This is a genomic window from Streptomyces sp. NPDC001980 (assembly GCF_040296885.1).
GTDB lineage: Bacteria > Actinomycetota > Actinomycetes > Streptomycetales > Streptomycetaceae > Streptomyces.
On sequence record NZ_JBEOYD010000008.1, the window covers coordinates 341,116 to 353,050 of the forward strand.

Genomic DNA, 11,935 nt, shown 5'->3' on the forward strand with positions numbered 1-11,935 from the left:
GTCCGAGTCCGAGTGAAGGTGCCGTACAGGGAGGGCGTGCGATGGCGGACAACGCGGATGACACGGAGCGCGGTGGCAGGGCCGATGCCGAGCGGCTGCGGCTGGCGGCGGCCGACGCGGGGCGGGTGGCGTGGCGGCGCTGGGGGCCGTATCTGAGCGAGCGGCAGTGGGGCACGGTGCGCGAGGACTACAGCCCCGGCGGTGACGCCTGGTCGTACTTCACCCATGACCAGGCCCGCTCACGGGCCTACCGCTGGGGCGAGGACGGCATCGCGGGCGTCAGCGACGACAAGCAGCGGCTGTGCTTCGCGCTGGCGCTGTGGAACGGCCGCGACCCGATCCTCAAGGAGCGGATGTTCGGCCTCACCAACGCCGAGGGCAACCACGGTGAGGACGTCAAGGAGTACTACTTCTACCTCGACAGCACACCGACCCACTCGTACCTGAAGTTCCTCTACAAGTACCCGCAGGCGGAGTTCCCGTACGACGAGCTCGTGACCGTCAACCGGGACCGCGGGCGCGGCGAGTCCGAGTACGAGCTGCTGGACACCGGTGTCTTCGACGAGGACCGCTACTTCGACGTGTTCGTGGAGTACGCCAAGGCCGGCCCCGAGGACCTGCTCGTCGAGATCACCGCGCACAACCGCGGACCCGACGAGGCCACGCTCCATCTGCTGCCGACGCTGTGGTTCCGGCACACCTGGTCGTGGGCGGGCGGCACCGCGGTGCCCGGCCTGCGGCACGCGGACGGCGCGATCCTCGCCGACCACGCGGAACTCGGCGCGCGCCGACTGTACTTCGAGGGTGCGGCGGAGACCCTCTTCACCGAGAACGACACCGACAACGAGCGCATCTTCGGCAGCCCCAACGCCACCCCCTACGTCAAGGACGGCATCGGCCGGTACGTCGTCCACGGCGAGCAGGACGCCGTCAATCCCGAGCGGACCGGCACCAAGGCGTCCGTCCACCATGTGCTCACCGTGCCCGCCGGCGGCAGTGCCACCGTCCGTCTGCGCCTGACGGACGGTGAACTCGCCGATCCGTGGGGCGATTTCGGCGAGGTGCTGGACACCCGCCGGGCCGAGGCCGACGCCTTCTTCGAGGGTGTCGTCCCGGACGGTCTCGGCGAGGACGAGCGGCGGCTGGTACGGCAGGCACTGGCCGGGATGCTGTGGAGCAAGCAGTACTACTACCTCGACGTGGAGCGCTGGCTCGCCGAGCACGGCGTCGACCCGCTCGCCGCCGACCCGCGCGTCCGCAACAGCGCCTGGTACCACATGGTCAACGACGAGATCATGTCGATGCCGGACACCTGGGAGTACCCGTGGTTCGCGGCCTGGGACCTCGCCTTCCACACCATCGCGCTGTCCATGGTCGACATCGGGTTCGCCAAGTCGCAGCTGGAGCTGCTGCTGCGCCGCCTGTATCTGCATCCCAACGGCCAGATCCCGGCGTACGAATGGAACTTCGGCGACGTCAACCCGCCCGTGCACGCCTGGGCCGTCCTCTTCGTCTACGAGCTGGAGAAGCAGCGCACCGGCCGCGGGGACCGGGCCTTCCTGGAGAACGCCTTCCAGAAGCTGACGAAGAACCTCACCTGGTGGCTCAACCGCAAGGACGTCGACGGCAACAACGTCTTCCAGGGCGGCTTCCTCGGACTGGACAACATCGGGGTCTTCGACCGCAGCGCACCGCTGCCCACCGGCGGCCACCTGGACCAGGCCGACGGCACCGCGTGGATGGCGCTGTACTGCCAGAACCTGCTGGAGATCGCCGTCGAGCTGGCGGCGGAGAACCCGGTGTACGTCGAGCAGGCGCAGACGCTGTTCGAGCACTTCGCGTGGATCGCCGTCGCCATGAACCGCATCGGCAAGGACAACGCGAGCCTGTGGGACGAGGAGGACGGCTTCTTCTACGACGTGCTGCGCCTGCCCGACGGCAGCGCGACCCCGCTGCGGGTCCGCTCCCTGGTCGGCCTCATCCCGCTCGTCGCGACCAGTGTGGTCGGCGCCTGGTCCGACCGCCGGTTCCCGGAACTCGTCGAGGGTGCCCGGGAGTTCGTGCGGCGGCACCCGGCCGTCGAGGGTCTGGTCGCCTCCCACGACGTCCTCGGGTCGGGCGCGGAGGGACGGCACCTGTTCGCGCTGTTCGACGAGGACCGGCTGCGCCGGATCCTGACCCGCATGCTCGACGAGGAGGAGTTCCTCGGCCCGCACGGCATCCGCTCCCTGTCCCGCCACCACGCGGCGCACCCCTACACGTTCGAGGTGCACGGGGAGACGTACGGCGTCGGCTATCTGCCCGCCGAGTCCGACTCGGGCATGTTCGGCGGCAACTCCAACTGGCGTGGCCCGGTGTGGTTCCCGGTCAACGTCCTGCTCGTCCGCGCCCTGCTGAACCTGCACGCCTACCACGGTGACGGGTTCATCGTGGAGTGCCCGACCGGTTCCGGCCGGCGGCTGAACCTGTACGAGGTCGCCCGCGAGATCTCCGGCCGGCTCACCTCGACCTTCCTGAGCGACGAGAACGGCCACCGCCCGGTGCACGGCGCCCAGCCCAGGTTCGCCAAGGATCCGCACTGGAAGGACCTGATCCTGTTCTACGAGTACTTCCACGGCGACAACGGCGCCGGCCTCGGCGCCTCCCACCAGACCGGCTGGACCGGCCTGGCCGCGGTCACCGCCACCCTGTTCCATGTCGTCGGCGCGGGAGACTGGGGCGCCCTGCGGGAGGAGCCGCTGTCATGACGGTGATCTACGAGATCAACACCCTCGTCTGGCTGGGCGAGTTGAATGGACGCTACGGGCGCCCCGTCACTCTCGGCGACGTTCCCGGCGAGGTCTGGGACGAGGTCGCGCGGCCGGGCGTGGACACCGTGTGGCTGATGGGCGTATGGGAGCGCAGCCCGGCCGGGCTGCGGATCGCCCTGGACAACCAGGAGTTGCTCGCCTCCTTCCGCGAGGCGCTGCCCGGCCTCACCGAGGCGGACATCGCCGGATCCCCGTACTGCGTACGGAACTACGTCGTCGACCGGTCCCTCGGCGGACCCGAGGGGCTGGCCGCGGCACGGGCCGAACTCGCCGCGCGCGGAGTGCGCCTGATCCTGGACTACGTCCCCAACCACGTGGCCCCCGACCACCCCTGGCTCACCGAGCGCCCGGACTGCCTGGTCCAGGGCACGCCCGAGGACCTGGCCCGCTCTCCGGAGTCGTTCCTGGAGGCCGCCCAGGCCGTGTTCGCCCGGGGCCGTGACCCCTACTTCCCGCCCTGGCCGGACGTGGTCCAGCTGAACGCCTTCAGCGAGCGGCTCCGGGCGGCGACGGTCGAGACGCTGGTGTCGATCGGCGACCAGGCCGACGGCGTGCGCTGCGACATGGCGATGCTGCCGATGAACGACGTGTTCGCCAAGACCTGGGGCGAGCGGGCGGGACAGGTCCCGGCCGAGGACTTCTGGCCGTTCGTCATCGGCCGGGTGCGGGAGCGCCACCCCGGCCTCCTCTTCGTCGCGGAGGCGTACTGGGACCTCGAATGGGCCCTCCAGCAGCAGGGCTTCGACCACTGCTACGACAAGCGGCTCTACGACCGTCTGGTCCACGAGGACGCCGGCTCCGTCCGTGCCCATGTGCAGGCAGGCCTCGGTTACCAGCGCGGACTCGTCCGGTTCCTGGAGAACCACGACGAGCCCCGGGCCGCCGCCACGCTGCCGGGCGAGAAGGAACGGGCGGCGGCCGTGGCCGTGGCCACCCTGCCCGGCGCGACCCTCTGGCACGAGGGCCAGTTCGAGGGCCGCCGGGTCCGCCTGCCCGTGTTCCTCTCGCGCCGGCCCGAGGAGCCGGCCGACGCCTCCCTGCGCGACTTCCACGACCGTCTCGTGGCCGCCGTGGCCCCCGTGCGCGAGGGTGAGTGGCGGCTGCTGGACTGCACCGGCTGGCCGGACAACGACACCCACCGCGATCTGCTCGCCTGGTCCTGGACCACGGGCCGGGACCACTGCCTCGTCGTGATCAACTACTCCGGGGAGCCGGCCCAGGGGCGGGTTCCCCTGCCCTGGGACGAGCTGCGCGGGCATTCGTGCCGACTGGCCGGGCTGCTCGACGGGAGCACCTACGACCGGGAGGGCGACGAACTGGTCGACCCGGGCCTGTTCGTCGCCCTCGATGCCTGGCAGTGGCACCTGCTCTCGCTCCCCCGGTGACCGAGGGGCGCCTGGGGGTACCCCCAGCGCCCCTTGCGGGGGCACGGTTCCGCTCAGCCGGTGTAGCCGGTCACGTCGCCGATCCAGGTGATGAAGTCGCCCGGGTCCTCGTCGGCGCCGTGGGCGGCGTCCCAGTACATCAGGGCGTTGACGTCGTCGCCGAGGTTCTCCAGGCTCAGGGCGAGGTTGCCGAGGATCGTCAGCGCGGTGTCGGTGTCCTTGGTGCCGGTGCGGATCCACCAGTACGTGGCCCGGTCGTCGTTGCCGTCGCCGATGAAGTACATCGGGTTCATCATGTTCAGCTTGCCGGGGATGTCGCTGTCCAGTGACGTGCCGCCGGTGCCGGAGGTGTCGTTGGCCAGGCTGTAGTCGGTGAAGTGCCGGGCCTCGGTGGTGTCGACGCCGAACTCGTTGTTCTCGCCGGCCGACAGGTCGAAGGCGTCGAACGCCGGGGCGTCCTTGCCGCGGTTCCCGACGTGGTCGAGGTAGTCGGACCAGGAGAACGTGGCCGACGAACCGTCCCAGGTGATGAAGGTGTTGGAGGACAGGTACGTGGTCCGGTCGTCGTCCGACAGGTCCGCCAGGTAGGTGGTGGCCGCCGGTTCGAGGTAGGTCGCCAGCAGGTAGTCGTCGAGGTTGTCGGCCGTGATGGTGCCGTAGTCGTCCGCCGTCAGGCCGAGCCCGGACTGGTACGTCTCGAACAGGGCTGTCAGGTCCCCGGAGACGTCCTGGTCGACCTCCTCGCCGCTGCTGAGCGTGTTGGTGCCCCAGTTCCACTCGTAGGCGCCGTCCGCGTTCTCCAGATCGGTGATGGGGCACCAGGCGCCGGTGGCGTAGACGATGTCGTCGGCGTCGGCCGCACCGAGTGCGCTGAGGTGGTCGTCGTACAGCGAGCTGCCGCCGGAGGCACCCAGCAGGGCCGACAGGGCGCCGCCGGCACTGGTCCCGGCCGTCACTATCCTGTCGGTGTCGCCCGGGATGGTGCCCGCGTTGTAGCGCACGTACCGGATCGCGGCCTTGAGGTCGACGATCGCCGCCGGCGCGGTGCCGTAGTAGTCACCGCTGGAGTCCACCAGGGTCCGGCCGCGCGCGCCCGGCTCCACCGCGACGTACCCGGCCGCGATGGCCAGTTGCGCCCGGCTGCTGCTCACGCCCGTGTTGGTCGACACCGAGGAGGGGAGGTAGCCGCCGATCGAGTTGGAGACGAGGATCGGGGCGTCGGTGGCGTCCACGGCGGTGCCGTCGATCGACACCGGGACGCTGACGGTCAGGCTCTGGTAGGTCTCGTCCACCGGGTCGGTGACGTAGGTGATGGCCGACCAGAAGTGGTACGTGACCTCCTTGTCGCCGTCGTCGGTGGAGATCGTCGTCGTGATCTCGGTGTACGCGTCGGGGTCGAAGGCCAGCGAGTCGGACGCGGCCGTGCCGGACGACGCGGTCGCCGCCGACGCGTTCGTGCCGCCGGCGATCCCCACTGCCGGAACGGCGACCGCGGCCGCGGCAATTCCCTTGATCAGGGCCCTGCGGTTCATCTTGTGCGTCATTTCGTGTCTCCTTCGCGAGGCGCAGCAGTTTCCGAACCGCGGGCGACGGCATGACGGGATTTCTTCGCCGATGGGAGCGCCAGTGCGGGTGTCCGGAGAGTTCTGAAACTGCTTCACGGGGCGCTTGTCTCGATCTCGGCAGCGAACGTAATTCATTGGCGACAATATTGTCAGCAATTCCAGCGACTCCACGGTCAACCCATAGAGACCGCTCCATGGCCTGAGATTCCTGAAATCACGCTGCGGGCGTCCTGCGATGGTCAAGAGTGCGTCACATGACCGCGGCGGCTGAGCGGGCGGGAGCCGGCCGACGTACTGAAGGAGCAGGTAGACGCGACTCCGACGAAGGGCACCTTCCTTGATCCCGCGACGCATCGGCCCGAGCCTCGCTCTGGGGCTCGCCTCCGCTTTCCTGTTGGGGGCGTGCGGCTCCTCGAACGGCACCGACACCGGCGCCGGCAACGCCGCACCGGCTGCCCCGGTCACGTCGGCCACCGCGGATCCGGGGACCTCCGCGCCGGCCGTCGGCGGCAGCCCCGCGAGCGGGCAGACGGCGACGACCGCCGTGGTGACGACCAGGACGGCCCAGGGTCTTGGCAGCATCGTCACCGACGACAAGGGGCTGACCCTCTACCGCTACGACAAGGACCAGGCGAACCCCTCCAAGTGGACGTGCTCCGGCGCCTGCACCAAGACGTGGCTGCCGGTGATCGTGCCGGAGTCCGTACAGACCTCGGGGGTGGAGAAGAGCCTCCTCGGCACGGTCCACCGGAACGGCGAGACACAGCTCACCCTCGCCGGCTGGCCGCTCTACCGGTACGTGGGCGACACTGCGGCCGGACAGACGAACGGCCAGGGGAAGGACGGGGAGTGGTACGCCGTCACTCCCGCCGGCCAGAAGTCCACCGTCACGGGCTGACGTCCGGAGAACGAACCGCGGCACCGGAACGAGCCGCGACAATTGATTTCCAGGACCTGTTCTTTTTGAATGGAATTTCGAACAACCTGGAGAAAAGCCACGCCGCGCATATCGAGACCGGCAGGCCCACCGCCAGCGTGAACCAGAACGTGGGCAGTCCCGGCGACACGAAATGCGGGGCGATTCGGCGCATCACGGCCATGACGATCGGGAGATGGATCAGGTAGAGGCTGTAGGAGAAGCTGCCGAGGCCGTGGACGGGACGTGCCGTCAGGAGCCGTACGAGGACGGCGGGTTTTCCGGTGGCGACGGCGGCCAGCAGCATCGTCATGGCCGGAGCGATGGCGAGATCGATCCAGAAGTAGTGGTTCACCGTCCAGACGGAACCCCGGACGGCACCGAGCGCCAGGACCGGCAGGGCGGCGAGGACGGCGAACCACCCCCACGGCAGTCGTCGCACCCTGTCCGACGCGGTGACGATGCCCGCGCCTGCCACGCCTGCGGCAAACACCGGAGCGAGATGGGGAGCGAGCCAGTTGTCGCCCTCCACCGGGTTGGCGCCGGCCGCCGTAAGACCGATGACGACCACCGGAAGTGTCACCGAAGCGGCCAGCATCGCGGCGCCCGAGCGCCGGCGGACGAGGAGGAGAAGGGGGAAGAGGAGATAGAGCTCGGCCTCCACCCCTATCGACCAGAACGCACCGTTCGGCGTCGGGGCGGTGACCATGTCCTGGGCGACCAGGCCGAACACCAGGACCGTCGCGCCGGTGGGCGGCCCGAAGTGCGAGGCCGGCACCACGAACCGCGAGATCAGCAGGCTCATGGCCAGTGCCGCCCAGTACGGGGGCAGGATGCGCCAGGCGCGCCGGCGCAGGAACTCGCCGACACCGGCCGACCGCCAGCCGTGCCGCGCCGGGGAGATCGCCAGGGAGAACCCGGACAGCACCAGGAAGAAGACGACGGCAAGGCGCCCGAACATCAGCCCGCCCAGCCACGGGGGCGCCGAACTGTGCGGATAGCCCGGGAAGGTGTACAGCCAGCAGTGGAACAGGACGACGTACAGCGCCGCCAGACCACGGAGGCCGTCCAGGCCCCGCACCTGCGGCCGGGCCTGCGCTCCCGCACCGTTGCCGCTCTCTCCCCGGCGCAGGGGGGCGGCCAGGTCGAGGGTGCTCCCGGCCGGGCGACTCGAATCCACTGAAATGGCGCAACCCTTCCTCCGGGCACCGACTGCCGCGCGCTTCGATGCCGTCGGGCAGCACCGCGCCGCCCCACAGGGACAGGTACGTGACCCCCGGCCGGGCCGTTCAACAGGCCCTGCGCTGGGGTCTGCCCGGCGAGTGCGGCCGGGGGCGGCGTCCCGTCTTACGGAGTCGTGACGTGCGGGCGTGGGCGCGTGGTCCGGGGGCCGCGGGCGCCTAGCGTGGCCTCATGCGTGTACTGGTCACCGGCGGTGCCGGGTTCATCGGGTCCCATGTCGTCGAGGCGCTGACGGAGCGCGGGCACGAGGCGGTCGTGTTCGACGTCCGGGACGATCCGGGCGCCGACGTGCGCAGTCCGGTGGCGGTGGGGCGGGCCCTCGCGGGCGTGGACGCCGTCTGTCACCAGGCCGCGATGGTGGGGCTCGGAGTCGGGTTCGGTGACGCGGCGGAGTACGTCTCGCGCAACGACCTGGGTACGGCCGTACTGCTCTCCGCGATGGCCGCGGCGGGGGTACGGCACCTCGTGCTGGCCGGGTCGATGGTCGTGTACGGGGAGGGCCGGTACGAGTGCCCGCGGCACGGTGTCGTACGGCCCGGGCCGCGCGCGGTCGCCGATCTGGACGCGGGGCGGTTCGAGCCGAACTGCCCGGTGTGCGGGGACGAGTTGACGCCGGGGCTGGTGGGTGAGGACGCGCCCGTCGATCCGCGCAACGTGTACGCCACGACCAAGCTGGCCCAGGAGCACCTGGCCGCCGCCTGGGCCCGGTCGACGGGCGGGTCGGCGGTGTCGCTGCGCTACCACAACGTGTACGGGCCCCGGATGCCCCGCGACACCCCCTACGCGGGAGTCGCCTCCTTCTTCCGTTCCGCGCTCGCCCGGGGCGAGGCACCCCGGGTGTACGAGGACGGGCGGCAGCGCCGGGACTTCGTGCACGTCCGGGACGTGGCCGCCGCCAACGCGGTGGCCCTGGAGGCACGGCCCGCCCAGGGGGTGCTGACCGCGTACAACACCGGAAGCGGCGAGCCGCACACCGTCGGCGAGATGGCCCGCGCGCTGGCCGAGGCGCACGGTGGGCCGCTGCCGGTGGTCACCGGGGAGTACCGGCTGGGCGACGTACGGCACATCACGGCCGACTCGTCACGGCTGCGGGCCGAACTGGGCTGGAAGGCCGAGGTCGGGTTCGCCGAGGGGATGCGGGAGTTCGCGCACGCGGAGTAGGCGCCGGGCCGTGGCGCCAGCGTTACGGCGCCGTCGGCAGGGTGACCTCGAAGCGGCAGCCGCCGGGGATGTTGTGCACGGTGGCCCGGCCCCGGTGGGCCTCGACGATCCCGCGCACGATGGCGAGGCCGAGGCCGGCTCCGGCCGGCGGGGTCCGGGCGTGGGTGCCGCGCCAGCCGGTGTCGAAGACGCGGGGCAGGTCCTCCTCGGGGATGCCGCCGCAGCCGTCCGTGACGGACAGGACGACGGCACCCTCGGCCGACCGCTCGGCGGCGACCGCGACCGTGCCGTCGGGGGGTGTCCGGCGGATGGCGTTCACCAGCAGGTTGCCCAGCACCCGGCTCATCTCCTTGCCGTCCACCTCGACCGGCACCGGCTCCACCCGGTCGCCGACCAGCCGTACGCCGTACTCGCGGGCCAGCGGGTCGACGCCCGCGAGGGCGTCGCCGACGAGGTCGTACACCGACATCCGGCTCGGGCTCAGCGCGAGCGTGCCCGCGTGGATGCGGGAGAGTTCGAAGAGGTCGCCGACCATGTCGTTGAGGCGCTCGACCTCCGTGCGGATCTGCTTGTGATAGCGGTCGGGATCGCTGGCGACGCCGTCCTCCAGAGCCTCCGACATGGCCCGCAGACCGGCCAGCGGGGTGCGCAGGTCGTGCGAGATCCAGGCGACGAGTTCCCGCCGCGAGGTCTCCAACGCCCGCTCCCGTTCCCGGGATTCGGCGAGCTTCGCGCTCGTCGCCGCCAGCTCGCGGCTCACCTCCGCCAGTTCGGCGGTGGCCGGGACCGGCGGTGCGGCGAAGTCGCCGTCCTCGCCGAACGAGCGTGCCGCGAGGGCGAGTTCACGGCTGCGGGCGACGACCCAGCGGCCCAGTATCAGCGCGGTCGCGAGGGACACCGCGGCCGCCATCGCCACGACGGTCGTCACCACCGACAGGTCGTGCGAGGAGAGGAACATCGCCCAGGCGACGGCCAGGGTGCCGGCGAGCATCGCGACCACGCCGACGGCGGCGACCACGGCGAGGGACGCGGTCAGCGAGCGGCGGCGCAGCAGGCGCAGCGCGGCCGCCCCGAGCAGTCCGGTGCCGGCGGCGCCGGCGAAGGCGTACAGGGCGATGAGGAAGGTGTCACGCATGGTCAGGCCGCCCCTTCCCGTCCGCCCTGGCTGTCCTGGCTGCCCTGGCTGCCCTGGTTGTGCTCTCCGTTCGGCTCGAAACGGTAGCCGACGCCCCACACCGTCTGGATCAGCCGCGGCCGGGCCGGGTCGTCCTCGACCTTCGCGCGCAGCCGGCGGACATGGACCGTGACGGTGGACAGGTCGCCGAAGTCCCAGCCCCACACCGCGCGCATCAGGTCCTCCCTGCTGTACGCCCGCCCCGGGTGCCGCAGGAAGAAGGCGAGGAGATCGAACTCGCGCAGGGTGAGGGCGAGTTCGGTGCCGTCCTTGGTGGCGCGGCGGGCGCCGGGGTCGAGGGTGAGCCCGGCGCACGAGAAGGACCGGTCGGCGGGGGCGGGGCGGCTGCGGCGCAGTACCGACTCCACCCGCAGGACCAGTTCACGGGGGCTGAACGGCTTGGTGACGTAGTCGTCGGCGCCGACCTCCAGGCCGAGGATGCGGTCGTCCTCGTCGCCACGCGCGGTGAGCATGATGACCGGGACGGGGGCGTGGCCGCGCAGCCGCCGGCAGACCTCCAGGCCGTCCATGCCGGGCAGCATCAGGTCGAGCACGACCAGGTCGGGCCAGTGGGCGGCGGCGCGGGTCAGGGCGGCGGGGCCGTCGCCGGCGTGGTCGACCAGGTACCCGGCGCGGTCCAGGTACCCGGCGACGATCTCGGCGACGGTCGGATCGTCGTCCACGACCAGGACCCGGGCGGCACCGGCGGTGGCCTCGGCCTCGGTGAGCTCGTACGGCTGCTGCATGCCTCCACCCTCGCACCGGGCCGTCGCGGGTGTCGCGGCCGGGCGTGGGCTCGGGGTGGGACGTTCGCGTTTCGTAAGAAACCAGGGAGGCGGGGGGCACCGGCGACGCCGGGCGCCGACGTCCGCGTTTCGTAAGCAGCCGAGGCCCGGAATGTCCGGTTCGCGTTCGTAGGGTGAAGGCCGTGACCACCTCACCTTCTTCTCCCTCCCCTTCCCCTGCGACGGACGTGGACGTCGTCCTCCCCTGTCTGAACGAGGCGGAGGCCCTGCCCTGGGTGCTCGGCCGGATCCCGGCGGGCTGGCGGGCCCTCGTGGTGGACAACGGCTCCACCGACGGCTCGGCGGACATCGCCCGGGCGCACGGGGCGACCGTCGTCCACGAGGCGCGGCGCGGCTTCGGCGCGGCATGCCATGCGGGGCTGACCGCGGCGACCGCCGGCATCGTCTGCTTCTGCGACTGCGACGCCTCGCTGGATCCGGGCCTTCTCGTGCCGTTCGTGCGAGAAGTCCTGGACGGCGAGGCGGACTTGGTGCTCGGCCGCCGGCGTCCCGAGGGGCGGGGCGCGTGGCCGGCGCATGCCCGCGCGGGGAATCTGGCGCTGGCGCGGATGCTGCGGCGGCGCACGGGGCTGCGCCTGCACGACCTCGGTCCGCTGCGGGCCGCTCGCCGCGAGGGGCTGCTCGCGCTGGACCTGGACGACCGGCGCAGTGGGTATCCGCTGCAGATGGTGGTGCGGGCGGCGGACGCGGGGTGGTGGATCACCGAGCACGAGGTGCCGTACCTGCCGCGCACCGGTACGTCCAAGGTGACGGGGACCTGGCGTGGCACCTGGCAGGCGGTGCGGGACATGAGCCGGGTGCTGCACGAGACACCCCGGGTGCGGGTGGGTGGGGGCTGAGCGCGCAGTTCCTCCCCCAGCCCCCACCCACCCGCAC

9 protein-coding genes are annotated in these 11,935 nt (G+C 71.5%); 5 read left to right on the forward strand and 4 right to left on the reverse strand.

The window, feature by feature from the left end:
* Positions 1–41 precede the first annotated feature (41 nt).
* A complete protein-coding gene (locus ABT137_RS15600; protein ID WP_351708344.1) occupies positions 42–2,747 on the forward strand; it encodes an MGH1-like glycoside hydrolase domain-containing protein in 2,706 nt (901 codons plus the stop codon).
* Positions 2,744–4,195: an alpha-amylase family protein gene (locus ABT137_RS15605; protein WP_351708347.1), complete on the forward strand. Its 1,452-nt coding sequence runs from the start codon at positions 2,744–2,746 to the stop codon at positions 4,193–4,195. Before ABT137_RS15600 ends, ABT137_RS15605 begins: the two co-directional genes overlap by 4 nt.
* A 53-nt stretch (positions 4,196–4,248) precedes the next feature.
* On the opposite strand, the gene ABT137_RS15610 is transcribed toward ABT137_RS15605, so the two are convergent.
* The gene (locus ABT137_RS15610; protein WP_351708350.1) at positions 4,249–5,739 is read right to left on the reverse strand and encodes a subtype B tannase; all 1,491 of its coding nucleotides are present in this window, start codon (positions 5,737–5,739) and stop codon (positions 4,249–4,251) included.
* A 358-nt stretch (positions 5,740–6,097) separates the two neighbouring features.
* Between ABT137_RS15610 and ABT137_RS15615 the strand changes: the two genes are divergently transcribed.
* Complete coding sequence (locus ABT137_RS15615; RefSeq protein ID WP_351708353.1) at positions 6,098–6,658, forward strand: hypothetical protein; 561 nt, start codon at positions 6,098–6,100, stop codon at positions 6,656–6,658.
* On the opposite strand, the gene ABT137_RS15620 is transcribed toward ABT137_RS15615, so the two are convergent.
* A complete protein-coding gene (locus ABT137_RS15620; RefSeq protein ID WP_351708356.1) occupies positions 6,648–7,856 on the reverse strand; it encodes an acyltransferase family protein in 1,209 nt (402 codons plus the stop codon). The genes ABT137_RS15615 and ABT137_RS15620 overlap by 11 nt on opposite strands.
* A gap of 233 nt (positions 7,857–8,089) precedes the next feature.
* On the opposite strand from ABT137_RS15620, the gene ABT137_RS15625 reads away from it, so the two are divergent.
* Positions 8,090–9,079, forward strand: a complete 990-nt coding sequence (locus ABT137_RS15625) for an NAD-dependent epimerase/dehydratase family protein (protein WP_351708359.1) — start codon at positions 8,090–8,092, stop codon at positions 9,077–9,079.
* A gap of 22 nt (positions 9,080–9,101) precedes the next feature.
* On the opposite strand, the gene ABT137_RS15630 is transcribed toward ABT137_RS15625, so the two are convergent.
* Complete coding sequence (locus tag ABT137_RS15630) at positions 9,102–10,214, reverse strand: sensor histidine kinase (RefSeq protein WP_351708362.1); 1,113 nt, start codon at positions 10,212–10,214, stop codon at positions 9,102–9,104.
* A 2-nt stretch (positions 10,215–10,216) separates the two neighbouring features.
* Positions 10,217–10,999, reverse strand: coding sequence for a response regulator transcription factor (locus ABT137_RS15635; RefSeq protein WP_351708365.1), 783 nt, complete (start codon positions 10,997–10,999; stop codon positions 10,217–10,219).
* A 173-nt stretch (positions 11,000–11,172) separates the two neighbouring features.
* On the opposite strand from ABT137_RS15635, the gene ABT137_RS15640 reads away from it, so the two are divergent.
* On the forward strand, positions 11,173–11,898 hold the full coding sequence (locus ABT137_RS15640) for a glycosyltransferase family 2 protein (RefSeq protein ID WP_351708368.1): 726 nt from the start codon (positions 11,173–11,175) through the stop codon (positions 11,896–11,898).
* Positions 11,899–11,935: the final 37 nt, after the last annotated feature.

Bases quoted from the DNA above. Each gene is read 5' to 3' on its own strand.
- ABT137_RS15635 (WP_351708365.1), bottom strand. From the start codon at position 10,999: ATGCAGCAGCCGTACGAGCTCACCGAGGCCGAGGCCACCGCCGGTGCC.
- ABT137_RS15630 (WP_351708362.1), bottom strand. From the start codon at position 10,214: ATGCGTGACACCTTCCTCATCGCCCTGTACGCCTTCGCCGGCGCCGCC.
- ABT137_RS15610 (WP_351708350.1), bottom strand. From the start codon at position 5,739: ATGACGCACAAGATGAACCGCAGGGCCCTGATCAAGGGAATTGCCGCG.
- ABT137_RS15600 (WP_351708344.1), top strand. From the start codon at position 42: ATGGCGGACAACGCGGATGACACGGAGCGCGGTGGCAGGGCCGATGCC.
- ABT137_RS15625 (WP_351708359.1), top strand. From the start codon at position 8,090: ATGCGTGTACTGGTCACCGGCGGTGCCGGGTTCATCGGGTCCCATGTC.
- ABT137_RS15605 (WP_351708347.1), top strand. From the start codon at position 2,744: ATGACGGTGATCTACGAGATCAACACCCTCGTCTGGCTGGGCGAGTTG.